Origin of the sequence: Brachybacterium sp. (assembly GCF_052095815.1) — a bacterium.
GTDB lineage: Bacteria > Actinomycetota > Actinomycetes > Actinomycetales > Dermabacteraceae > Brachybacterium.
In genome coordinates this window covers 1-24,932 of record NZ_JBQDLF010000045.1, presented here as the reverse complement: position 1 = coordinate 24,932, position 24,932 = coordinate 1, and the positions used below count along the sequence as shown (strand labels likewise).

Here is a 24,932-nt window from a genome sequence, read left to right as displayed (position 1 = left end):
GATTCCCGGCCGCTGCGATCGCGTGCCGGGGAACTCGACTCGCCCCCGAACATGCTGGAACCTCCGTCCGGCGACGGCGACGAAGCCGGGGCCGGGGACGATGCCGGTGACTCGATGCCGAGTGGCCACCGGTTGGTGGAGTTGGCGCCGTTGGTGGGTCCGTTGGCGGTGATCGAGTCGGTGCGGACGCGTCCGGTGGGTCCGGTGGCGTTCACGCATGCGAAGGTCGTGCACGTCATGGCCGGGTCGTCGAGAATCCGCACGGTCGAGGGTGAGCGGACCCTGCGGGCCGGGGACGCGATGGTGCTCGGCGGTGGCGTGTGGGCGCAAGCGGTCCCCTCGCCGCGGGTTCGGACCTGGACGATCTACCTGGACCAGGAGTTCCTGCGTTCGCACATGTTGTGGGCGTTGCCTGGCCCCGACCGGGTGCTCCCCGGCCTGCACCCAGCCGAGTGGGATGGCCGCCCGTTGTTCTTCCACCTCGGCACGGCCCTGTTCGCCCGTTCCGAGCCGGTGCTGCGGAAGATGAGCACCATCTCCCACGACACCGGGCCGGACGCGGCCGCGAGGCTGATGGCGCTGTTCGCCCAGACGGTCGAACTCGCCCTGCCCGCACTCGTCATCAACCCCGCCACCGCGGCCTCCCGCCCTGCCGCCAACGGCGTGGTGGGTCGGCTCACCGTCGTCCCGGTGACCTCCGAGGCGCTCCAGGCGGCCACGCTGATGCGTGAGGACCTCGCCCGGTCGTGGCGACTCGAGGAAGTCGCGGCCGCGGTGGCGTTGTCGAAGTCACAGCTGACGCGTCGTTTCACGACCGAGTTCGGGGCCGCGCCGATGCGGTGGCTGACCGAGGTACGCACCACCGAGTTCGCCCGCCTGATCGAGGAGACAACCCTGTCCGTGGACGCCGCGGCCCGGACGGTCGGATGGGCCGACCGGCGCGTCGCCGCGGCCTGGTTTCGCCGACGCTTCGGAGTATCCCCGACACAGTTCCGTCGACAACCCGCACCCGGCTGCATCGGCGAAGCGCCCTGCATGCTCTGCCCCAACCGCCACTGCCTACGCGCCGTCTAACCCCACCGCACGTCTCCCCGCCGCACGTCGTCCGAGGTGCCGGAGGCGTTGAAAGACGCATCCTCGGCGTCGGCGACGTCGTTCCCGACCGGATCGCTGGTATTGGGCTGGTGGCGGCTGCTAATCCGGATGGGACTCGTCGGGTTCATCGCGGAGCCTCACGGTCGCCTCGTCAGTTCGATCCGTCTCGCGTCCTGATCCTCCCGGCGCACCTCACAGGTGCACCACCGCTGCACCTGGGTGTAGCAGCGGCAGGGTCGGGAGGAGGACACGGGAGATGGCGACACCGCAGGACAGTCTGGCAGCTCTGGACGCGACGCACCGCTTCGTGGAGCCAGGTGTTCAGTCGATCATGGCCAGTGGGCGTTCGATGCGCGGCGCCGTGCTGCCTGGCCAGGACGCCTTGGCTGGTGTCCTGGCCGGGATGACGGATCGGTGGTCGGTCTCTGCGGCGGCCGGTCATTTCGCGAGCGTCGGGGTGCCGGTGTTCCCCTGCGCGCCGGGGGCCAAGCGTCCCCTCACCGAGCGGGGGTTCCATGCCGCGAGCACTGACCCGCAGCAAGTGATGGCGTGGTGGCGGCACTGGCCGATGGCGAACATAGGGGTGCCGACCGGCCGCGCATTGGGGGTGGTCGTGGTCGATGTGGATGTGCACGGCACCGACGGGCACGGCTCCTACCGTCGCGCGGCCCGCGCCGGGCTGCTCGGCACCCCGTTGGCGGTGGTGCGTACCCCCACCGGTGGACGCCACGTCTACTTTCCCGCCTGCCCGGACGGTGAGCAGCGGTCGTGGCAGGCCGGGCGCGCCGGGGTCGACTTCCGTGGTGACGGCGGCTACATCATCGTCCCGCCCTCGCTGCGCCGGATAGACGGCACCACGGTTGCCTACCGGGTGGAGACGGTCAGCAGCGGTCCCGCGACGCCGCTGGATGCGCAGCGGTTGCGGGACTTCCTCGACCCCCGCCCCACAGCGCATCCGACATCGCGCACGCGAACGACGGGTCCGGTGGGGCGGGCGGATGCGGACCGGTTGGCGCGGTGGCTGGACAGGCAGGACACGGATCGCAACCTCAAGTTGTTCTGGGCGGCTTGCCGCCTCGCTGAGGGCGGCGTCCCGTTCACCGACACTCTCGATGCGGTGTTGGCCGCGGCGAAGGCGGACTTCGGGCCGCGTGAGATCACCGCGACAGTGCGTTCCGCGTACCGCACCGCGCGCCCGGACACGCAGCAACGGGAGCGGTCGTCGTCGGTGCACGGCGGGAAGCCGTTGGCGGTGGACGGGTGGTTCGGCCGGGACGGCACCGGGGCGGCGGCGAGGACGCGGGGGCTGTGATGACCACACGGACGGGTCGCCGGTGGGCGGTAGTGACGGCAGTGTCGGGGACGGTGTTCATCGCTGCCGGGGCCTTCTGGCTCAGTTTCACCTCGCTGGCTGACCTGGCTGCCCGGTCCGGGATCGGCGCGGGCCAGGCGTGGGCGTGGCCGCTGATCGTGGACGGCATCATCGTCGTCGCCACGGTCGCGGTCGTCGCGCTGGCCGGCCAGAGGTCGGCGTGGTACCCGTGGGCGCTGCTGATCGGCGGGGCGCTGGTGTCGGTGACCGCGAACGCCCTGCACGCCGTCGTCGCCGCAGACGCCGATGTGCCCGGCGTGCTGGCTGCGAGCGTGGCGGCGGTCCCGCCGGTCGTGCTGCTGGCGATCACCCACCTGACCGTCATCCTCACCCGAACCACCCCCGCCCCTACACCAGTGTCGCTTCCTGACGCACCAGGTTCCAGCGGGAATGACCCGAACGAGGAACCAACACCGATAGCAACAGTTGCGGCTGTCGCAACGGCTGGGGATCGGCGGGCGCGGGGGTGGGAGCTGCGGGAGGCGGGCTGGTCGAACAAGCGCATCGCCCGCGAGCTCGGCGTCCATGCCTCCACCGTCGGCCGCTGGTTCACCGGCGCGCACCGTCTCGACATCACCAATCCCGACACCACCATGCCCGACCCTCCGGGCGACGTCATCGGTCCTGACGTTGCCCGTGGCGTCGGCGACGCTGAGGAGGCGAGCTGATGGACACCGAACACGACCCGGCCCCACCGGACGACCACGCGACTCGACCGCACCACCATCAGGTCGAACCAGCCATCGGCCGACCGGAACCGCACCCAGAGAGCGAGCAGGAGCTGGAGCGCGAGACGGGACCCGAACCGTCGAGGCCGGACGTGGCAACGCGGACGCCGGAGGCGATCCGCGCCGCACAAGTCGCCCGCGACGGCAATCAGGAACCGGAGTTGCGGGCCGCGCGCGTGCGCGGCGTCGAATGGGTGCGGCCCACCGACCTGATGGCCCGCCACAGCGCACTCCTCGCGGGCCGGGGTATCGACTTCCAGGCCGAACTGGCCCGCCGCGCCCGCCGGCCCGTCGCGGCACGGCTGCACCGGGTTGGCGACCGGGCGGGTGACCGGGTGCGGCAGTTGCCGCCGCTGTCGGCGTTCGGGCGCAGCCAGACCGCGCAGTCCGGCCCGCGGCGTCCCGGGGTCGGGAAGAGCTGACGGTGATCAGTCATGTCCAGCGCCCCACACCCCATCTATCCCCATCCCCGTAGTTCTTGCGGTGCATGCCCTGTTGTGGGGAGCCGGTGCGCACCTGCCTATCAGGAGGTGCCCCGACCATGACCAGCACAACCAACACCACCAGCGCGAACGACGGCGCGGAGGACTACACCACCAGCGAGGGGCTGCGTGCTCTGCTGCACCGGCTCCACGCGACGGGACCGGGCGCGTGGCAGCGCGACCCCACAGTGCGCGAGCTGATGGCCTACGCCGCGGAGAAGTACGCGCCGCTGGCGCGCAAGCACGGCCTGGATCCGTGGGAAGCGGTCACGGCCGCGTTCGAGGCGATGCAGTACCGTTCCACCCGTGAAGCCGATGACCCGTGGGCGACGCTGACTCACGCGGTGCGGATCACCTGCATCTTCGAAGAACGCGCCCAAGGGCTGCTCTGCTCGGTCCATCAGGCCCGCCGCCCGCACGTCTCGGCGTTCCACGACCCCGAACGATTCTCCGATCGGGAGACACCGCTGACCGAGTTCCACCCGGCGTTCCACACCACCGACCACTACGACGGCCTCGACACCGATGCGGCGACGGGCGGAAACGACGGCAACGGTGGTGGTCGCGGATCGGACAGCGCCTGCATGTCCGCCGGTGGCGCGGCCGAGGACGCGATCGCACTGTTGTGCCTGCTGGGGTGGCCTGCCGAGACCGCGCGGGCAGCCGTGGCGCATGTGTGCGGGGCACTGACCAAGACCGGGACCCGCCAGTCGGCGTATGAAGCGCTGCGGCGCGACCGTCATGCCCGTGCCCTGCTCGACCTGCCCGGTCCGGCGTGGACCGCTCTGCTGCGGGCGCTGCTGGGCAACCCGCACCCCGCCTACGCCGCCACCACCACCGGGCGGGGTGTGCTGCTGCGGCGGCTGCACGGCGAGACCCTGGAGCTGCTGCTGCGCGATGACGACCTCGTGCTCAGTCTCTCCCTGGCCGCACCCCGCCGTCGCACCGGAGGAGGTGGGTCGCGGTGAGTTTCGATCCGGGACACATCGAGCTGGAGTGGGTGGTCGACTCGATCCGGGTCGGGCGGCGCCACCGCACCGAGCTGGGCGACATCGACGAACTCGCCTCGGTGATCGAGCGCGACGGGCTGTTGCAGCCGATCACGATCACCCCGGACGGGGTGCTGGTCTGCGGGGCGCGGCGGCTGGCCGCGATCAAGCGGCTCGGGTGGAAGAAGGTCAACGTGTGGGTCCGCTCCGGCCTGTCCGACCGGCTCGGGCAGCTCCTGGCCGAGCAGGACGACAACCGGTTCCACAAGTCGCTGACCAAGCGTGAGGCCGCCGCCTTGTATAGGGAGGTGAAGCAGGTGATGGCCGAGGATGCCGCGCGTCACGAGGCCGCGACCCGGTTCAGCAGCGAACACCAGCCCCGGTGGAACGGGGTCGCCGATTTGACGACCCCGTTGGACGCACCCGTGGGCGACACCCGCGAGCAGGCATCCCGACTGGTCACCGGACGCGCCTCGTACACGACGCTGGAGAAGATCGGCCACCTCGAGCGGCTCGCCGCCGACCCCGCCCAACCCGAAACGGTACGGGCCGAGGCGCTGGCCGGGCTGGAGCGGATCGAAGCCGGTGCCGCGGTCCACCCGATCTACGAGACCATCCGCCACAGCGCGACCGGTACGCACCCGGATCGGGAGGCCGAGTTGCACGCGCTGGCCGACGAGGCGGTCGCCCGCGCCACCGCCACGAAGAAGAAGCGGACGGGTCCGCGGCCCGTCCCGTCCGCAGACCGGACTCCCACGCAGTACCCGGTGCGGGCGTTCGTGCAGACCTGGGGCGAGCTGGCCGACTGGTGGACCCACTACGACCCCGACCACCTCGCCGTCGAACTCACCGACGAGCAGACCACCGGTTTCCTGGACACCGCCGAAGGCACCAGCCGATTCGCCGTCCGGCTGCGAGAAGCCCGCAACCTCCACACCGGCAACGGCAACAGCACGGTTGAGCTGAGTGCAACACAGGACGAGAGCGTCGAGGCTGTCGAGCCCGCGCCGGGGACGACCGCTCGCCCGCACCTGCGCGCCCTCTAACCCCTCGAACCGCACCTCAGACCTCTGGTGGCTGCTCCGATGCCGGTTCGTCGGGGACGGCGGTGCACCTGCAGGGTATGAAGACCCCGCTCACGTCATCTGATGCCCGTTCCCGTCAGCGCCTGATCGCGCTGATCGCCGGACTGCTGGCGGTCGCCGTGGTGGCCGGGATCGGCGTCTACGGTCTCCTCGCCGGCCCCCGCACCACCAACGACACCAGCGACACCAGTACCGACGGTGGTGGCGGTCGGCCGGGACCGGTCGCGACCCCACCCCACGGCCCGGCGGGTTCGCCGCGTCTGCCGGCAGTGGCTGCGTCGGCTGATCCGGAGACCTTCGCCCGCAACCTCGCCGAGGCCCTGTTCGCGTGGGACACCGCGTCGGGGTTCATGCCGCTGGACTACACCTCGGTGATCCTCTCGGTCGGCGACCCATCCGGCGAGGAGCAGGCCGGGCTCGCCGCCGATGTCGCCGCCTACCTGCCCACCCGTGAGGCGTGGATCGACCTACGGCAGTACGCCACCACCCAGCACCTGACCATCGACGAGGCCTTCGTCCCCGACGCGTGGGGGGACGCGGTGGAGCAAGCCCAGCCGGGGCAGCTCGCACCCGGCACGACCGCGTACACGATCGAAGGCACCCGCCACCGCACCGGCGTGTGGAACGACGAAGAAGTCACCAGCGCGCACCCCGTGGCGTTCACCGTGTTCATCGTCTGCGCGCCCACGTACGACACCTGCCACCTGCTGAGGTTGTCGCAGCTCGACAACCTGCTGCGATAACGGCCGGCGGGGTGTTGTCGTGCTCAAGAAACTCGGCCTCGCGGCACTCGCGGCGGTGCTCCTGGCACCGATGCTGGTGCTGGTCTCGATCGGGGTGCTGATGAACCCGGCCGCGCACGCCGCCTGCACCACCCTCGGCGGCGGTGGACTCCTGGTCGGGAACATCCCCGACTCCTTGACCGTGACCACCGCGGACGGCACCCGGTTCACGCTGAACCGGAAACAGCTCACACACGCCGCGACGATCATCACCGTTGGCAACGGCATCGACGGAGTGGGCCGTCCCGGCATCCAGATCGCGCTGATGGCCGCGCTCACCGAGTCCACCCTGCGCCAACTCGCCAACACTGGCGCCTACCCCGAATCCGGGTCCTACCCGAACGACGGCAACGGCTCCGACCACGACAGTCTCGGGTTGTTCCAGATGCGCCCCGCCGCCGGGTGGGGGTCGGTCGCCGAACTGATGGACCCCACCTATCAGGCCAAGGCGTTCTTCGGTGGCTCGTCCGGCCCCAACTACCCCTCGCCGCGGGGCCTGTTGGACATACCGGGCTGGCAGGACATGGACCCCGGTGAGGCCGCCCAAGCCGTCGAGGTCTCCGCCTACCCCGACCGGTACCGCAACTACGCACCGGTCGCCGAGACCATCCTGACCACCCTCACCCAGCCCGCGGCCGGGTCGGGCGGCCCGGCGGGGACGCTGCCGGAGTCCTCACGCGTGGTGTTCCCGCTACCCGAAGGCACCTGGGTGCGCACCAGCGGGTTCGGGATGCGGGTTCACCCGATCACCGGTGAGCACAAGCTGCACACCGGTGTCGACTTCGCCGCACCGGACGGCACCGCGATCCTCGCCGTCGCCGATGGTGTGGTCACCGTCGCCGGGGCTTCGGGCGGCTACGGGAACCTGATCGTCATCGAGCACACCATCGGCGGCCAGGCGGTCGCCACCGGGTATGCGCACATGTGGGACTCCGGTATCCACGTCGCAGTCGGTGACCGGGTGAGCGCCGGGCAACACATCGGTGACGTCGGCTCCTCGGGCAACTCCACCGGCGCGCACCTGCACTTCGAGGTCCGTCCCGGCGGCACCCACGCCGCAGCGATCGACCCCGAACCGTGGCTGAACTCCCACGGCGCGGCGAACCTGCCCACCCCCGACACCGGCACGGGCGGCTGCGGCCCCGCCGCGACCGGTCCCGGTGCCGTGCCGTCCCCGGTCGACGGCGACCCGGACCGGCTCGTGGACGACCCCACCTCGAACGGGCAGATCACCGCCCGCACACTGCACCTCTACCAGCAGGCCACCGCCGCGTTCCCCGACACCTCCTGGGCGTGCTGGTCACCGCGGCCCGGCACCGTCTCAGAGCATCCGCTCGGCCGGGCCTGCGACATCACGTTCGGCAACGCCATCGGCCAGTACCCGACCCCGGCGCAACTCGAGGCCGGATGGGCCCTGACGAACTGGATGAAGACCCACGCCGAAACCCTCGGGGTGGAGTACCTGATCTGGCAGGGACGCATCTGGTCACGCGCCCGCGACGACGAAGGTTGGCGTCCTTACAACGGCGGCGGCATGCACGACCCCGGCGCCGTCACTGGTGGTCACTACGACCATCTGCACGTGACCGTGGCCTCCGGGGGTGCGTGATGGACGTGTTCCCCGACTTCGACGGCCTCGGCGGGATCGGCGACCTGCGCCAGGTCGTGGGGGCGCTGCTGACGTTCGTGCTGATCGTCGCGGTGCTGATGGTGATCGTCTCGGCGATCATCTGGGCGATCGCGTCCGCGAACGGCAACCACGCCGCCGCAGGAAAGGCCCGCACCGGCGTGCTGGTCGCCCTCGGGGCAGCCGTGCTAGCCGGTGGCGGCGTGGCATGGCTGAACTGGCTCGTCGACCTCGGCCGACAACTCTGACCCGTCCCGCCTGATGTAGCGGTGCGCTGCTCCTGCTCCCTGGCGCGCGTCCCTCCGGCGTGCGCCTCCCTTTCTCGCGGGGCAAAGCCGGGGGTGACGGGTGCACCTGAGGGGCGAACCACTATTCGCCTCTCCACCCCTGCTGCGGGTGGGGCCGTTTGTCAGGAGCCGTCCCGTGTTCGATCTCGTTGCCTCTGTTCTCTCACTGCCGGCACTGGTGCCGATGGACATCAACATCGACCCCAACTCCGACGGCCTGCCCGGCATCGCGCAACTGCGCACCATCGTCGGCGCGGTCATGACCGTCGGCCTGATCCTCAGCGTTCTGGCGCTGATCATCAGCGCGATCGTGTGGGGCTTCGGCGCCAACTCCTCCAACCCCCATCTCGCCGGGCGAGGAAAGGTCGGCGTCCTCGTCTCGTGCGGCGCGGCAGTGATCTGCGGCGCGTCCGTGACCCTCATCAACTTCTTCTGGAACGTCGGACAACAGGTCTGACAACACCCATCCAGCGAGCCAGGAAGTAGGTCCTTGCGATGGGTGTCTGCGACGTCCCTGTCATCTCCACCGTCTGCGACACAGCCGGTGAAGCCGCCGCCAGCTTGGTGTCGGCACCGTTCGACTGGCTCGCCTCCGCGATGGGTGAGGCCGCCGGGTGGCTGTTCGAAGCGGTCTGGACCGTGTTCGACACCACCACACTCGTCGATGTCACCCGGCCGGAGTACGTGAGCGTCTACAACCTGCTGTTCGGCATCGCGGTGTTCGTGATGCTGATCTTCTTCTGCCTGCAACTGATCACCGGCCTCATCCGCCGCGACCCCACCGCCTTGTCCCGTGCCGCATTGGGGCTCGCAAAATCGGTGCTCGGGTCGTTCGTAGTGATCACGCTGACCGCGCTGCTGCTGGAGATCGTCGACCAGCTGTGCATCGGGATCATCCAGGCCGCCGGTGAGACCACCGAGTCCATGGGCGACAAGATCGCCCTGCTCGCCGCAGGGCTGGTCGGGATCAACATCGCCGCCCCCGGTGTCGGGGCGATCATCACGATCTTCTTCGCCGGCCTCGCGATCGCCGCCGCGGCCATCGTCTGGCTCTCCCTCCTCGTGAGGAAGGCGTTGTTGCTGGTGGCGATCGTGTTCGCCCCGCTGGCGTTCTCCGGCTCATCCTGGGACGCCACGAAGGGATGGATCAGCAAGTGGGCGATGTTCGTCATCGCGCTCATCGTGTCCAAGCTCGTCCTGGTCGTCATGTTCCTGGTCGCGGTCACCCAAGTCTCCGCGCCGATCGACGGTGATCTGGCTTCGATCAGCGACCCCATCGCGGGGATCGTGCTGATGGCGATGGCCGCGTTCGCGCCCTACCTGACCTACAAGTTCATCTCCTTTGTCGGGTTCGACATGTATCACGCGATCGGGTCCGAACAGGACGCCAAGAACGCCCTCAACCGGCCCCTGCCCATCCCTTCCAAGCCGGGCGGCAACGGCGGCGGTGAACCGAAGAAGGTCCTCGACGGCGACAACGGTTCCAGTGCAGGCGGCGGTGGAGGCGGGAAGCCACCGGCACCGCCGACCGCATCCGCACCCGCATCCGCGAGCGCCGGTGGCGCGGGCGGTGGCGGTGCGGCTGCGGCCGGGAGCACAGGCGGTGCGGCAGCAGCAGCGGGGCCGGCCGCGGCGGTGGTGGTCGGTGCGAAGGTCGCCAAGGACGCCGCGACCGCCGGACCCAAGGCGGGGCAGGCGCTCGGCGGTCAGGGCGAGGCCGCAGCCGACGCCGCCCACACCTCCCAAGGCGGCACCCCCGCAGCGCAGGCGCCTCCGCCTTCGGCACCGGTCCCGAAGACACCACCCCAGGCAGCACCACCGTCCCAGGCAGCGCCGCCGTCCCAGTCGTCACGACCGGCACCGCCGGTTCCGCCGTCGCGGCCAGCCCCGCGTGACTCGTCAGGCAAGGGGTGAGGTGCTGATGTCCACGACTAAGACCAGCTCATCGGGCGGGGCCGAGTTGGTCCCCTTCAAGTTCTCCCGGCTGACCCGCCGCGGCATCCTGCTCGGCCTGTCCCTGGCTCAGCTCATCACGCTGGCGATCGGGATCGTGACCGTCGTCGGTGCGCTGTATGCCGGGGGTGGCATCCTGCTGGCCTACACCGCACCGGTCTGGGTCGTCACTGCCGCGCTGACATGGATCCCGGTCGCGGGACGACCGATGGTGGAGTGGCTGCCGGTCTCGCTCTGGTGGCTGTGGCGTTCAACCGGCGGACAGCTGCTGTACCGGCGGCGGATCGTGGTCCCGCGACCGGTCGGAACTCTCGCCTTGCCGGGCGACCAGGCCCGGCTGCGGGAGTACACCGACCCCGAAACTCAGGCGGGGATGATCCACGACCCCCACCAGCAGACCCTGACCGTGGTGTGCGAGGTCGCCCACCCCGCGTTCGTGCTCCTCGATCCCGGTGAGCAGGAGCGGCGGGTGACCTCCTGGGGGCGTGTTCTGGCGACGGTGTGCCGGTCGGGTCGGATCGCGACCCTACAGGTCCTCGAGCGCACCCTCGCGGACTCCGGGACCGGGCTGGCCGAGTGGTGGGCCAGCCACGGCACCCACGACGACTCGTGGGCTGCGACCACCTATGCGGAGCTGATCGAGCGGGCCGGGCCGGCCGGGGAACGCCACGCCACCACCCTGTCCCTGTCGTTGGACATGAAAGCCGCGGCCCGGCAGATCAGGACCGCCGGCGGCGGCATCCGCGGTGCCGCCGCCGTGCTGCGCCAGGAGATGAGCACCCTGGTCGCGGCGCTGCGCTCAGCGGACCTGGCCCCCTCCGGGTGGCTCGCGCCCGGCCAGATCGCCGTCATCCTGCGCGGCGCCTATGACCCCGCGGTTGCGGCCAGCTTGGAACGCCACGGCCAGCTCGGGCAGGACCTGGCGACCGCCGGACCGGTCGCGGTCACCGAGACCTGGGGGCGTCTGCGCACCGACTCCGCCCATCACGCGGTGCTGTGGATCAGCGAATGGCCAAGATCCATGGTGTATCCGGGGTTCCTCGCCCCGGTGCTGCTGTCCACCGGCATCCAACGCAGCTTCTCCCTGATCTGCACCCCGATGCGATCGGACCAGGCAGCACGTGACATCCGCAAGAAGAAGGTCGAGCACATCTCCGACCAAGCGCAGCGGGCCAAGATCGGGCAGATCGAAGACGCGGGCCAGACAGCCGAGTACCACGACGTGCTCCAGCAGGAAGCCGACCTCACCGCCGGTCACGGGGTGCTGCGCTACACCGGGCTCATCAGTGTCTCGGCACCCACCGTCGAGGAACTCGACGCCGCCGTCGCCGCGATCGAGCAGGCCGCGATCCAAGCCTCGTGCGAGACCCGCCCGCTGGTCGGGCAGCAAGCCGCGGCGTTCACCGCCGCCGCCCTCCCACTGTGCCGCCACATCTGAACCGCGTGCACAAGCGCGTCTGAACCGCATGAGCTTCCCGGTCCGGGGCTTGCCGCGCGCGCCGTGCGAGGACGAGCCGAGCGCGGGCGGGTCGTGTGTGGGCGGGTGCACCTGACGGGTAGCCCGCCGATGTTCGGGGGTGCTTGCTCGTCTCCTGGAGGACTGACTGATGCCCACGTTCCACGACCCGCTCGCCGATGCCGACGAAGCCTCCGAGGCCCTGCGCGCTCTGGCGCACGCGACCCGTAGCTTCGATGACCCCGCGCAGACGTACCGGGTGTTCGGCGACCTGCTGGCCGGGGTCCGGTCGCTGGAGCAGGTCCTCGACCAGCTCGCGGCCGCGCACCTCACCCACCGCGGGCGAGCGCACGACGACAACGGCGACCCCCTCGCCGGCACCCACGCGGCACTCGCGGCGGCCGACGAGCTGCACCGGTCTCGCGTGCTGCTCGATCAGGCCGAAGTCCGGCTCAGTTCCGCGTTCAGCCACTCCGGGCGGATCGCCTGGCACCCCGAACCCACCCAGCCCGAGACCGTCCAGCACGACCCCGTCCAGCAGGAACCCGCAACGGCGTCTGTGCGGCGGTGGGTCAGTGTGGTGTTCCTGCAGGGCTCCGAGGCCGACGAGGTGCTGGACCTCATCGACGCCGAGGGTACCGACGCGGCCATCGAGCAGTTGAAGGGCTACGACTACGGCGAGGAGACCACGCAGGCGGCGCTGGAGAACGGGCACGTCTTCGACGAACCCCCGACCAGCGCGCTGGACCGCCTGGTCACCGACCAGAGCGGCTACGCCCTGACCTACAACCACTTCGCCGGGAATGTCAGCCTGCTCCGCACGCACAGCATCCCCGCACCGGACGCCCTGGGCGAGCACGGTGCGGTGTCGGCGCGCTCGGCCGTCAGCAACCTCGGTGCCTCTCGACGTTCGACGGGGGTTCGGCGGGAACCGGATCCGTCCTGGTTCGGCTACCCCGGGGTGGCCGCGGTGAAGCAGGCCCGGGGACTGTCCCGATGAGCGGCCACGACAGCGAGCGGGAGCGGCTGCACACCACGGTGCTGGTCGCCCCGGCCGCCGAGCGGCGGCGGCTGCGCCAGCAGCGGCGACGGGCCGCGGCCCGGTTGCAGGCCGAACAACGTCAGGCCGAGAAGACCGCGGCACGGGCAAAGGCCGACGCCGAGCGTGCCGAGGCCCGCGCCACCACCTACCTGCCCGCCGCCGGTGAACCGGGTCCTGCCGCGTTGCGGACACCGGGCCGCCTGCGGCTACCCCGGCATCAGGACACCTCCGCCACGCTCGCGGGGGCCTACCCGTTCCTGGCCGAAGGGGGCCTGGGCTCCGACGGGGTGTTCGTCGGTCAAGACCTCTACTCCGGTGGGTCGTTCGTCTACGACCCGTGGGTGCTGTACCGCAAGGGGCTGATCACCGCACCGAACGTCGTCCTCGCCGGGATCGTCGGCTCGGGCAAGTCCTCGCTGGCCAAGTCGCTCTACACCCGGTCGCTGCCGTTCGGAAGGCGCGTCTATGTGCCCGGTGACCCCAAAGGCGAGCACACCGCGGTCGCCGAGGCGGTCGGCGGGCGGGCGATCGTCCTCGGTCACGGGCTGAACACCCGCCTGAACCCGCTCGACGAAGGCCACCGCCCGCAAGGACTGTCCGACGAGCAGTGGGTGAGCACGGTCTCCTCGCGTCGCCGCGACCTGATCGGGGCGCTGGCCGAGACCGTGCTGGCTCGCGGGTTGACGCCGTTGGAGCACACCGCCATCGACCTGGCCCTCACCCAGGTCGTGCGGGAGAACACCGTGCCGATCCTGCCGATGATCGTGGACCGCATCCTGACGCCATCCCACGACGCTGATGACCGGCTGGCTGAGGATGGTCGCCTCGTCGGTCACGCGCTGCGCCGTCTGGTCGCCGGGGACCTGGCGGGCCTGTTCGACGGACCGTCGACGGTCCGGTTCGATCCGTCGCTGCCGATGATCTCACTGGACCTGTCACGGGTCACCGAGAACTCGACCCTCATCAGCGTGCTGATGACCTGTTCGTCGGCGTGGATGGAGTCCGCGCTGCTGGACCCGAACGGCGGGCAACGCTGGGTCATCTACGACGAGGCGTGGCGGCTGATGTCCCACCCGGCGCTGCTGCGCCGGATGGACGCGCACTGGCGGCTGGCCCGGCACTACGGGATCGCGAACATGCTGATCTTCCACAAGCTCACCGATCTGGACAACGTGGGCGATCAAGGCTCCGCGATGCGATCACTAGCCAATTCGCTGTTGGCGAATGCCGAGACGCGGATCGTGTACCGCCAAGAGTCCGACCAGCTCGGCCCGACCGCGACCGCGCTCGGGCTGACCGGCACTGAGCAGAAACTCCTCCCCAGTCTCGGGGTGGGTCAGGGGCTGTGGCGGATCAAGGCGAGGAGCTTCGTTACTCAACATCAACTACATCCAGCTGAATACTCCCTCTTCGACACCAGCCTCCGGGCCTCTGGTGGGCCATCATGACCGCCCGCAACCCGCTGCGCCGCAACGGTGCTCAGGAGCCGGATGCGACGCCTCCCGTGCTACTGCCGCATGTCGTCATCACCGTCACCGACACCCCCACCGACACTGGCAACGGAGTGCTCGATGTGACGGTCGACGGTCAGCCGTTCCCACCGCCGCCCGCAGGGGCGTGGACACGCGCGGACTTCGGCACCGTGCTGGACGCGATCACCAAGGACCGCACCGTCCCGGTCCGGGTCGAGGTCCGTGAAAGCGACGGGAGCGTCTTCACCGACATCCTCCGCGCCCGCACACCCGCACCACCCCAGACACCCGATCCTCGCGAGACGCCTGAGGCATCCGAGGGGACGGGGCCGCAGACGCGTCGCGGTCGCCGCGCCCACGTCCGGCAGGCACCGGTGCTGGTCGAGGTGACCGGTGAGGGGTTCGTGCCCGGTGAGGACGTGGCCGTTGCGGTGATCGTCTCCCACACCGACGCCACCGGCACCGGGCACGCCCGCGCACTCCTGGAAACCTCTCAGCTCGGTCAGACGAGCGAGGTGGTGCTGTACGGGCGCATCTCCGGCACCACGATCATCCGCAGGCTCACCAGCGCGGGGCTGCCATGAACCAGCAGCGGCAGAGCACGGGCATGGGCGACGAGTTGACCAACGCCGCCCTCATCGGCCTTGTCGCCATGTTCGGTGTCGCGTTGATCCTGCGTGGCTCCGGCTCGGTCGCGGCATTCCTGACCGGCACACCTCAACCCACCGCTGGTCCCGCCTCGGGGCTCGGGGTGCTGTTCGACCCCGCTGATCCTGCTGGCGCGCTGTCCGCTGAGGGGTTGAACCCGGTGGCGTACTGGATCGTCACGGTCGTCCTGCTGGGGGGTCTGGGTGCCGGGGTCGGGTGGGTGTGGGTGCGGCTGCGCCGCCACGCTCGCACGACCCAGGCCGATCCTCGCCGGCTCGCCGGGACCGCCACCGGCCACGAGGTCAAGACCACCGCGTCGGGCAAGGCGCTCCTGCGCCGGGCCGGGACGTTGCGGCCCTCGCTCGATCAGCCGACCGCTGCCGACGTGGGGTATCTGCTGGGCCGGTCGAAGGGCAGCCAGGTGTGGGCGAGCGTGGAGGACTCGATCCTGCTGATCGGCCCGCCACGGTCCGGCAAGGGCCTGCACGTGGTGATCAACGCGATCCTCGACGCTCCCGGCGCCGTCGTCACAACGTCGACGCGGCCGGACAACCTCACCGCCACCTTGAAAGCACGGGGGCGCGGCGGGCGTCCGGTGGCGGTGTTCGACCCGCAGCATCTCGCCGAGGGTGTGCCGGCAGGGATGCGCTGGTCACCGGTGCGGGGATGTGAGGACCCGTTGACCGCGATGATCCGCGCCAATGGCCTCGCCGCCGCCACCGGACTCAGTGCCGGTGGGGTCGAGTCGGGTGGGTTCTGGGAGGGGATGACCCGCACCGCGCTGCAAGCCCTGCTGCATGCCGCGGCGCTGGACGGCAGAGGGCCGGCGGAGTTGTTCCGGTGGACCCTGGACCCAACGGCCGCCGCCGACGCGGTGGCGATCTTGAACACCCACCCGCAGGCGGCGACCGGGTGGGCCGACTCTCTGGGCGCGATGATCGACGCTGACCCCCGCACCCGGGACTCCATCTGGCAAGGCGTGTCGCTGGCCCTCGGGGCGCTGGCCGACCCGCGGGTTCTCGACGCCGTGTCACCGGGACCCGGGGAGGGGTTCGACCCGGAACGGTTCATCACCGGCCGCGGCACGCTGTACCTGCTCGCCACCGGCGCCGGAGCTGGAGCCTCCGCGGCCTTGGTGGCAGCGTTCGTGGAAGATCTCATCGAGACCGCCCGCAAGATCGCCGCCCGTTCACCCGGAGCGAGGCTTGATCCGCCGCTGCTGTTGGCGCTTGACGAGATCGGCAACCTGGCCCCGTTGCCGTCGTTGCCGACTTTGATGGCCGAAGGCGGCGGCACCGGGATCACCACGATGCCGGTGCTCCAGTCGCTCGCGCAGGCGCGGGACAAGTGGAACGAGAACGCGGCCGGAGCGATCTGGGACGCCTCCATCGTCAAGATCATCCTCGGCGGGGCGTCCAATAGCCGTGACTTGCAGGACCTGTCCACGCTGATCGGCGAGCGCGACGAGTACACCGACTCGACCACCATCGGCGACCACGGGTCGCGCTCCAACCAGCGGTCGGTGCGGCGGGTGCCGATCCTGCCACCGGACCGGATCAGGACGCTGCCGTTCGGGACCGGCGTGGTCCTGCTGCGGTCGGCACCGCCGATCGTGACCGACCTGCGCGCCTGGCCCTCCCGCCCGGACGCGACACAGCTCCGCGTCGACCGGAGCGAGGTCGAGGCGATGCTGCAAGAGGAACCCCGATGAGAACCGGCGACGACACCGACCCGACCGCGAACTGCTCGGCTGAGACCCCGCTGATGTGGGGGTGGTGGTGATGGCACGTCGCCGTCGTACACCGCCGCCGGGCCAGCTCGAGTTCGACCTGTGGGGTCTGGACGAGGACACCGCAGACACAACCCTGACCACGACCGAGATAGGCACAGCAGAGCCGCCCACGGCCGAGCCCACCACGGTCGAGCCGGCCACAGCCACGGTCGAGGCGGACCCGGTGGAGGCGGGCAGGGTCCAGGCGGGCGTGGTCCAGGCGGCTGCGGTGCCGCCGCCGCCGAACGAGAGGGAAGGTGAGACGGATGAACCAGTACGGGGCGCGAGCGCTGGAGCACTGGACGAGGTACGCCCCGGGGCGGGTGGCGGCGTTGGAGGATCGGGAGGCGTTCTTCACCGACCTGGGGACCGAGATCGCGGGACAGGTGTCGGACCTGGCGGCGAGACTGGAGGCGAGTCCGGCGCTGCTACTGGAGATGACACGCTCTTCGGAGCAGACTTACGTGAAGGACGTAGCGCGCAGGATGACGGCGCGCAGGATCGCGGAGGAGGTCGTGATGAACCAGCTCGCCTGGGTCCACGACCCGAGCCTGCCGCTGGATCAGGCCCGCGAGGAGTGGGAGCAGACCCGCCCGTCGGACGAGAACCTGATCGCGTGGGCCGAACGGGCTCAGGACTCCCCGTACCCGGTGTTCTCGACCGCGGAGCTGGAGGACAAGGCGACCGAGTGGGCGCTGCCCGTGGGGTTCTTGGAGGACCTGCTGGCGGCGGAGATTCCGCGGCAGTACCTGGAAGCCCACGCCGAGATGCTGGCCGAGGCAGCGACGATCCGGTTCCTCCGCGAAGTCCGCTAGAACCCGATCACCCTGCGGCGGCGGCGGGGCCGCGGTTCGTTCCGGTATCCAGCGATGTCCTCGCGCCGTCGGGTGCGAAGGCGCGCTACCGGGCGAACGTCGCCGCCATCAACCTCGTGCGGTCACTGGCCGTCGAAGGCCGTCCGGCCAGCGCCGAGGAGCAGCAGGTGCTGGCCCGGTGGTCGTCCTGGGGTGCGATCCCGGATGTCTTCGACACCGCGAAAGGCGACTCGGCGTCCGAGCGGGCCGAGCTGCGCGCCCTGCTCTCCGAGGCGGAGTGGGATGCGGCGGCGCGAACCACGATCAACGCGCACTACACCGACCCGCTGATCGCCGGGCAGATGTGGCAGGCGCTGCACGGTTTGGGGTTCACCGGCGGGCAGGTGCTGGAACCGGGCTCAGGGCTGGGCACGTTCATCGGCCTGGCCCCCGAGGGCGCACAGATGACGGGGGTGGAACTGGACCCGCTCACCGCGACGATCAGCCGCGCCCTGTATCGGCACGCGAGCGTGCGGGGTGAGTCGTTCGCCAACACCCGGCTGCCGGAGGGGCACTTCGACGCCGCGATCGGGAACGTCCCGTTCGGGAACATCACCCTGCATGACCCGGTGCACAATGCGACCCGGCAGTCGATGCACAACCACTTCATCCTCAAGTCCCTGCGCCTGACCCGGCCGGGTGGGCTGGTGGCGGTGCTGACCTCGCACTACACGATGGACGCGCAGAACCCCGGTGCCCGGCGGGAGATGAACGCGCTGGCGGATCTGGTCGGCGCGATCCGGCTCCCCACCGGTGCGCACCGCCGCGCGGCCGGGACCGAGGTCGTCACCGACCTGTTGATCTTCCGCCGCCGCGACGACGGCACCCCGCCGGCCGATGACTTGTGGGAGACCGTCACCCCGATCCGTCTCGACGCGCAGGCGGTCAAGATCAACGCCTACTTCGACCACCACCCCGAACGCGTGCTCGGCGATCTGGGTATCGGGCAGGGCATGCACGGTGCGCAGACGTTGACGGTCACCGGGAACCTGGAGCGTCTCGCCGCCGACCTGCGGGACGTGATCGAGCAGGTGACGTTCACCGCCCGCCGCACCGGCCTGACGATGAGCCCGCGGTCGGCGGTGCAGGAGTCGCGGCGGGCGGCGTTCGTCCCGTCGCCGCCGCAGCGGTGGGACGGCAGCATCATCATCACCACCACCCGCACCGGAACCGGCACTGGTACTGAGGGGAGCGGGTTCGGTGTGGTCGCGGCCGGTGCGGTCGAACCGCTCGCTGTTCCGAAGTCCGCTGCGGTCGAACTGCGTGCGCTGCTGGGGTTGCGGGACGCGGCGACCCGGCTGTTGGCGTTGGAGGCGGCGACGGTCGATGACACCGACGAGATCAACGCCGCCCGTGCCGACCTGAAGCGCGGTTATCAGAAGTATGTCGGGAAGTACGGTCCGTTGAACCGGTACACGCTGCGGCGCACCGGCCGGGTCAACAATGCTGGGGAGGACACGTTCGCCCGGATCGTGCCGACGCCGATCCGGCTGCTGCGGGGCGACCCGTTCGGGCCGCTGGTGCTGGCGTTGGAGCAGTTCGACGACGCCGACCAGACTGCCAGCCCGGCGGCGATCATGACCCGCAGGGTGGTCGCGCCCCGTCCGGAGATCCAGGGGGTGGAGACCCCGGCCGACGCGATCGCGGTCAGCCTCGACCGCACCGGTGGGATCGACCTGCCCCTGATCGCGGACATGCTCGGCATGGGTGAGTCCGAGGCTCGTGCGGCGCTGGGCGGGTTAGTGTTCACCGACCCCGAGACCGATGAGCTCGTCCACGCGCCCGCGTACCTGTCGGGCGACGTGCGCACCAAGCTCGACGCCGCACGAGAACGCGCCACGGCCGATCCCGCGTTCCAAACCAACGTCGATGCGCTGACCGAGGTGCTGCCCGAGACCCTCGGGGTCGAGGACATCACCGCACGGCTGGGGGCGGTGTGGATCAGCGCCGAGATCCACGAGCAGTTCCTGGACGAGCTGCTGCGCACGCGCGAGGTGCGGGTGGAGAACCCGCTGCCGGGTATGTGGGAGGTCCGCGGCGGCCGCCAAGGGCTGCTCGCCACCAGCGAGTGGGGCACCGAACGCCGCCCCGCCCCCGACATCGCCCAGGCCGTCATGGAGCAACGGACCCTGCTGGTCTACGACGAGGTCGAAGACGCCGACGGCAGAAAGCGCCAAGTGCTCAACCCGGTCGAGACCGCCGCCGCGCAGGAGAAGGCCGACGCGCTCCAGGAACGCTTCGGCGAGTGGGTGTGGGAAGACCCCGCACGCGCCAAGACCCTGACCGATGAGTACAACCGGCGGTTCAACTCCATCGTGTTGCGCGACTACACGAATGCTGGGGAGTACCTGTCGCTGCCGGGCATGGCAGCGACCTTCACTCCGCGCCCGCATCAGCGGGCCGCGGTCGCGCGGATGATCGCCGAACCCGCCGCCGGGCTGTTCCACGAGGTCGGTGCCGGGAAGACCGCGGAGATGGTGATGGGCGCGATGGAGATGCGCCGCATGGGATTGGTGTCCAAACCCGTCGTCGTGGTCCCGAACCACATGCTCGAACAGGTCGGCCGGGAATGGTTGCAGATCTACCCTCGGGCGCGGATACTCGCCGCCTCCAGCTCCGACCTCACCGCCGACAAACGGCGGCTGTTCGTCGCACGCGCGTCGGCGAACGAGTGGGATGCCGTGATCCTCACCCAGGGGGCGTTCGCGAAGATCCCGCTTCGCGCCGAGACCCAACAGTCCTACATCGAAGCGCAGGTCGCCCAGGTTCGGGCGGTCCTCGAGGACGCGCAGGGCGAGGACCGGATGAGCGTCAAACGCATCCAGCGCAAGCTGCTGCAACTGGAGAACAAGGTCAAGGCCCGCGTCGATGCCGACCGGGACGCCGGGGTGTGTTTCGAGGACACCGGGATCGACTACCTCATCGTCGACGAGGCGCACATGTACAAGAACCTCGCCACCGAGTCCAACATCCGTGACGCCTCCATCGAAGGCTCCGGCCGCGCGAGCGACTTGCACATGAAGCTGGAGTACCTGCGCGGGCAGGGCCGTGAGCGGGTGGTGACCGCCGCGACCGCGACCCCCATCTCCAACTCGGTCACGGAGGCGTTCGTGATGCAGCGGTACCTGCGCCCGGACCTGCTGGAGAAGGCGGGGATCGGGTCGTTCGATGCATGGGCGGCCACGTTCGGGCAGACGGTCACGCAGATGGAGATGGCGCCTACCGGGAACAACACGTTCCGGATGAAGACCCGGTTCGCGAAGTTCTCCAACGTGCCGGAGATGTTGAAGATGTGGTCGATCTTCGCCGATGTGAAGACCGCCGACGACCTCGACCTGCCCACCCCCGACCTGGCGATGCGCGAGGACGGCAGGCGTGCCCCGGCCACGGTCGCGGTGCAGCCGACCGTCGAGCTGGAGCGGTTCATCGAGCACCTGGGCGAGCGAGCCGAGAAGGTCGCGGCCAAGAGCGTGTCCCCGAACGAGGACAACATGCTGGTCATCTCCACGGACGGCCGCAAAGCCGCCCTCGATATCCGCATGATCATCCCGCAGCACTCTTCGGGCTGGCCGTCCGGCCCGACGAAGGTCGATGTCGCCGCGGACACGATCTACCGGGTCTGGCAGCAGACAAAGGACAACGAGTACCTCGATGTCATCACCGGACAGCCCTCGCCGGTGCGCGGGGCGTTGCAGCTGGTGTTCTCCGACATCGGCACCCCCAACCCGGAGCGGTGGAACGCCTACGACGAACTCCACCTGCAACTGGTCGAACGCGGGATGCCCGCCGAAGCGGTCCGGTACATGCACGAGGCCAAGACCGACGCCGACAAAGCCCGCCTGTTCGCGGCGGCCCGCAACGGGCACATCGCCGTGCTGGTGGGCTCCACGGAGAAGATGGGCGTGGGCACCAACGTGCAGAACCGGGCCGTCGCCCTGTATCACCTCGACTGCCCCTGGCGGCCCAGTGATATCGCCCAGCGTGAGGGCAGGATTCTGCGGCAAGGCAACCAGAACGAGGAGGTCGCGATCGTCCGGTTCGTCACCGAACGGTCCTTCGACTCCTACATGTGGCAAGGCGTCGAGCGCAAAGCCACCTTCATCGCCCAGCTCATGCGCGGGCGGCTCGACACCCGTGAGATCGAGGAGATCGACTCCTCTGCCCTCTCGGCTGCCGAGGCCAAGGCGATCTCCAGCGGTAACCCGCTGCTGCTGGAACACTCCACCATTCAGAACGAGGTGACCCGGCTGCGCCGGTTGGAGCGGGCCTACCACCGCAACGAGTCCATGCTCGTCCACACCCGCGACCGCGCCCGCGATGCCGCCCGCCGCGCCGAAACCGACGTCACCGTCCTGGAGGCCGCGCTCCCGCGCGTGGGCGACACCAGCGGTGACCGGTTCCGCATCACCCTGGCTGAGCGGACCTACACTTCCCGCAGCGACGCCGCCCATGCCCTGGCCGAGTGGGCGCACGCTTCGGACCTGAAATGGGCGTCCCGGTACGCGGCCCGCGACTACGGCACCATCGGGCAGATCAGCGGCTTCGACATCACCCTGACCACCCGGCCCGCGACCGGTGGCGACCCGTTCGTCGAGGTCAGCCTCGCCGGGGTTCCCCGCAGCGGCGCTCTCATCGCCCGCGACACCTTCCTCGACGGCGGCATCGGTGTCATCCAACGCATAGAGAACCGAGCCGCCGGCATCCCCAGCCTGCTCGACCACGCCCGCGACGACCTCGCCACTGCCGAGCAGGCGATCGCCGAGGCCGAGCAGCGGATCGGGCAACCGTTCCGGCACGCCGCCGCGCTCGCCCACGCCGAAGCCGACCTCGCCCGCGTCGAGACCCAGCTGGCCGCAATGCACGAAGACATCGACCAGCCGTCCAGCCCACCACCAGACCGCCCGGCAGTAGCCGAGCCCGCGCCGCCGTCGAGTGAACGGCGGTTGACCGTCGAAGCGGTCCGTGCCCACCGGCCCGCTCTCGGCGTTCGGCGCGACCCGGCACGCATACCAACCTCGCCGGGACAGGCGCCTGTGGAGCCTGCCGAGTCTGTCGGGCGGGACTCGTTCACTCGGGGGCGGTGAGGCGCACCTGCCTGTCACAGCCGGCCCGCACGAACCGGGGGCCGGGAGATGGGACAGGAGGATGCGAGATGGGCATCAAGAACGAGACCGTGATGGTCGGCCGCATCGTCGGCGACCCGCGGCTGACCTACAGCGAGAAGACCGGCATGCCACGGTTCTACGCCCGGGTCCGGGTCAACCACTGGCAGCGCGGAGACGACGGCACGTTCACCAAGCAGAACCAGTCCTTCCACGACCTCGTGGTCCGCTACGACCTCGCCGAGGTCGCCCACGAGAAGTTCGCCAAGGGCGACGACTTCATCGCCACCGGCCAGTTCCGCACCTTCACCGACGCCGAGAACAACGACCGCGAGGAGTTCCAGGCGACCACCCTCAGCCACAACCCGACCACCACCGACTACACCGTCGCCCGGGACAAGACGACCGGCATCGACCACGCCGCCGGTGTGGACCACGGCAGGGCATTCGAACGCCCCGACCAGGCCACACCAGCGCGCGACGCTGCGGTCCTGGCCCGCTGAACGGCGACACGATCATGAACACCAATGACACCCCCGGCCCCCACACCAACCGCGACCCTCACGACGCGGGCGACAACCTCGACCCGGACGGCAGCCTCGGCCCCGACGACGGGCCAGGCCCGGACCCGGATCTGGATCCGGGCAACCGGTCCGACGCGCGCGGGGAGGAGTTCGAGCCGATGCTCGACGAGCCACCCGGGCCGATCAACTGGAACCTGTTGCGCGCCGACGAGGCCGAGCACACCTGGCTGGAGCTGAACAAGTGGATCGACTGGCTCCGCACCACCTATGGCCTGCCTGCGAGCGTGATCCCGCCGATGTGGCACCGGCACCCCGAACTGGTCTGGGAGCTGTCCGCGCTCTACACCCACTGGCAAGGCGCCTACGACCCCCAGCAGTCCGGCAGCGCACCCATCGGCTGGCACCGCGACTTCGCCGACGCCCGCCAGCGGCTGCGGGACTGGGTGGCCGCCAGCGGCACCCGGCTCGACCGTGACCGTCCCACCCGCCAGACCAGCTGGCCCGGTGAAGACCCGGCCGAACCCATCGAAGACACCGAGATCGTCCACCGCGACGAGGACTTCGTCGCCTTCGTCATCGCCGACGTGCAACGGCGCCGACAGGCCGAGGAAGAGTTCCTCGCCACCCTCGGCATCGACCCCGACACCGGCGAGGTCACCTGACCCGCCGCGCCCCGCGGTCTGACTCGTCGCCTGCCACCATCGCTCGCCAACGTCGCTGCTCTTCCCGATGTCGGCACCCCGACGTAGACTTGTGGCAGGCGACAGAGAATTCAGCTAGGCCACCAGCCCTCGGGTCCCGGTGGCACGACAACCTCGGCAATCGGCCCGGGCAAGTCCACCCGCATTGGCGTCGCCGCCAAGGGAGGACCTGACCATGCTCCGATTGATTCTCGCCGCCAGCATCCACATCCGCCTGTTTCTGCGTGTCTGGATGCCGAGCAACATCCTGCTCGACGCGATCCGTACCAGGAACGGCCTCAAGTGGGGTATCCCGGCGATGCTCATCGCCGTCCCGTACTTCTCCGTCGCCTACTGGTGCACCACCCTCATCGACGCCGGTGGCCCCGGCTGGCTGCACCTCATCGTGCTCGTGGCCTGCTGGTCCGGCCTGAAGTTCATGATCATGGGGCCGGTCAGCGTGATCCTGCTCGCCAAGACCCGGCTGGCCGAGCACCGGGCGAGGCGGCGTCAGAAGCGCTCGCCCGACGAGGCTGAGCCTCGCCCGTTTGTCGCTGTCAGGCACGGTCGTACCCGGCGTGCACCTACCGGGTATGAAGCACTACCGGACCACGAACACCGGCCGACGTATCTCGGCCGAGGTTCGGGTGCCTACGGCGCCTGACCGCACACGCCTGGTCGCGCTAGTGCTGCACATCGCGGACGAACTCCACGCCCACGAACTCGACCAGCGGCAACGACGCACCGCCAGCCAACGAAACGATCACGATTCACCGCCCGCCGCACCGTTCGCGGGTGAGCAAGGAGACGACGATGACACTGACAGCACCCAGCCGACAGACCCAGACGAAAGTGGAGGCTCGGCCGCTGTTGACGGCGGTGACCTATCAGCGGGTCTCGACCAAGGAGCAGGCGTCCAAGGGCGGACGCGACGAGGGGTTCTCGATCCCGGCACAGCGTGAGGCCAACGCCCGCAAAGCCGA

21 protein-coding genes are annotated in these 24,932 nt (G+C 70.1%); all 21 read left to right on the top strand.

Annotation, left to right across the window (positions count from 1 at the left end; all coding sequences use genetic code 11):
* Positions 1-51 precede the first annotated feature (51 nt).
* The 21 genes from ACTH43_RS15155 to ACTH43_RS15055 all read left to right on the top strand — a co-directional run bounded on the left by ACTH43_RS15155 (position 52) and on the right by ACTH43_RS15055 (position 24,613).
* Complete coding sequence (locus ACTH43_RS15155) at positions 52-1,074, top strand: helix-turn-helix transcriptional regulator (RefSeq protein WP_441445733.1); 1,023 nt, start codon at positions 52-54, stop codon at positions 1,072-1,074.
* Between the two features lie 277 nt (positions 1,075-1,351).
* On the top strand, positions 1,352-2,407 hold the full coding sequence (locus ACTH43_RS15150; protein WP_441445732.1) for a bifunctional DNA primase/polymerase: 1,056 nt from the start codon (positions 1,352-1,354) through the stop codon (positions 2,405-2,407).
* A complete protein-coding gene (locus ACTH43_RS15145; protein ID WP_441445731.1) occupies positions 2,407-3,135 on the top strand; it encodes a DUF2637 domain-containing protein in 729 nt (242 codons plus the stop codon). Before ACTH43_RS15150 ends, ACTH43_RS15145 begins: the two co-directional genes overlap by 1 nt.
* Positions 3,135-3,617, top strand: a complete 483-nt coding sequence (locus ACTH43_RS15140; RefSeq protein ID WP_441445730.1) for a hypothetical protein — start codon at positions 3,135-3,137, stop codon at positions 3,615-3,617. The genes ACTH43_RS15145 and ACTH43_RS15140 overlap by 1 nt, the downstream gene beginning before the upstream one ends.
* Positions 3,618-3,736: 119 nt before the next feature.
* Positions 3,737-4,645: a hypothetical protein gene (locus ACTH43_RS15135; protein WP_441445729.1), complete on the top strand. Its 909-nt coding sequence runs from the start codon at positions 3,737-3,739 to the stop codon at positions 4,643-4,645.
* Positions 4,642-5,712 (top strand): ParB N-terminal domain-containing protein, encoded by a 1,071-nt coding sequence (locus tag ACTH43_RS15130; protein ID WP_441445728.1) that lies wholly within the window; start codon positions 4,642-4,644, stop codon positions 5,710-5,712. Before ACTH43_RS15135 ends, ACTH43_RS15130 begins: the two co-directional genes overlap by 4 nt.
* Positions 5,713-5,789: 77 nt before the next feature.
* On the top strand, positions 5,790-6,494 hold the full coding sequence (locus ACTH43_RS15125) for a hypothetical protein (RefSeq protein ID WP_441445727.1): 705 nt from the start codon (positions 5,790-5,792) through the stop codon (positions 6,492-6,494).
* A gap of 19 nt (positions 6,495-6,513) precedes the next feature.
* A complete protein-coding gene (locus ACTH43_RS15120; RefSeq protein WP_441445726.1) occupies positions 6,514-8,142 on the top strand; it encodes a M23 family metallopeptidase in 1,629 nt (542 codons plus the stop codon).
* Entirely contained in the window at positions 8,142-8,408 is a 267-nt protein-coding gene (locus ACTH43_RS15115) for a DUF6112 family protein (protein WP_441445725.1), read from the top strand. The genes ACTH43_RS15120 and ACTH43_RS15115 overlap by 1 nt, the downstream gene beginning before the upstream one ends.
* Before the next feature lie 223 nt (positions 8,409-8,631).
* The gene (locus ACTH43_RS15110) at positions 8,632-8,904 is read left to right on the top strand and encodes a DUF6112 family protein (RefSeq protein ID WP_202970327.1); all 273 of its coding nucleotides are present in this window, start codon (positions 8,632-8,634) and stop codon (positions 8,902-8,904) included.
* 38 nt (positions 8,905-8,942) lie between these two features.
* Entirely contained in the window at positions 8,943-10,361 is a 1,419-nt protein-coding gene (locus ACTH43_RS15105) for a conjugal transfer protein TrbL (RefSeq protein WP_441445724.1), read from the top strand.
* A 7-nt stretch (positions 10,362-10,368) separates the two neighbouring features.
* Positions 10,369-11,838, top strand: coding sequence for a PrgI family protein (locus tag ACTH43_RS15100; protein WP_441445723.1), 1,470 nt, complete (start codon positions 10,369-10,371; stop codon positions 11,836-11,838).
* 169 nt (positions 11,839-12,007) lie between these two features.
* Positions 12,008-12,856 (top strand): hypothetical protein, encoded by an 849-nt coding sequence (locus ACTH43_RS15095; RefSeq protein WP_441445722.1) that lies wholly within the window; start codon positions 12,008-12,010, stop codon positions 12,854-12,856.
* Complete coding sequence (locus ACTH43_RS15090) at positions 12,853-14,346, top strand: ATP-binding protein (RefSeq protein WP_441445721.1); 1,494 nt, start codon at positions 12,853-12,855, stop codon at positions 14,344-14,346. The genes ACTH43_RS15095 and ACTH43_RS15090 overlap by 4 nt, the downstream gene beginning before the upstream one ends.
* Positions 14,343-14,954, top strand: a complete 612-nt coding sequence (locus tag ACTH43_RS15085) for a hypothetical protein (RefSeq protein WP_441445720.1) — start codon at positions 14,343-14,345, stop codon at positions 14,952-14,954. The genes ACTH43_RS15090 and ACTH43_RS15085 overlap by 4 nt, the downstream gene beginning before the upstream one ends.
* Entirely contained in the window at positions 14,951-16,729 is a 1,779-nt protein-coding gene (locus ACTH43_RS15080; protein ID WP_441445719.1) for a type IV secretory system conjugative DNA transfer family protein, read from the top strand. The genes ACTH43_RS15085 and ACTH43_RS15080 overlap by 4 nt, the downstream gene beginning before the upstream one ends.
* Positions 16,730-17,055: 326 nt before the next feature.
* Positions 17,056-17,604 (top strand): hypothetical protein, encoded by a 549-nt coding sequence (locus tag ACTH43_RS15075; RefSeq protein WP_441445718.1) that lies wholly within the window; start codon positions 17,056-17,058, stop codon positions 17,602-17,604.
* A gap of 116 nt (positions 17,605-17,720) precedes the next feature.
* Complete coding sequence (locus tag ACTH43_RS15070) at positions 17,721-22,727, top strand: helicase-related protein (protein ID WP_441445717.1); 5,007 nt, start codon at positions 17,721-17,723, stop codon at positions 22,725-22,727.
* Positions 22,728-22,795: 68 nt separating this feature from the next.
* A complete protein-coding gene (locus tag ACTH43_RS15065; RefSeq protein ID WP_441445716.1) occupies positions 22,796-23,248 on the top strand; it encodes a single-stranded DNA-binding protein in 453 nt (150 codons plus the stop codon).
* Positions 23,249-23,262: 14 nt separating this feature from the next.
* Complete coding sequence (locus ACTH43_RS15060; protein WP_441445715.1) at positions 23,263-23,931, top strand: hypothetical protein; 669 nt, start codon at positions 23,263-23,265, stop codon at positions 23,929-23,931.
* A gap of 214 nt (positions 23,932-24,145) precedes the next feature.
* Positions 24,146-24,613, top strand: a complete 468-nt coding sequence (locus tag ACTH43_RS15055) for a sulfate permease (RefSeq protein WP_441445714.1) — start codon at positions 24,146-24,148, stop codon at positions 24,611-24,613.
* The last annotated feature ends 319 nt before the right edge of the window (positions 24,614-24,932 follow it).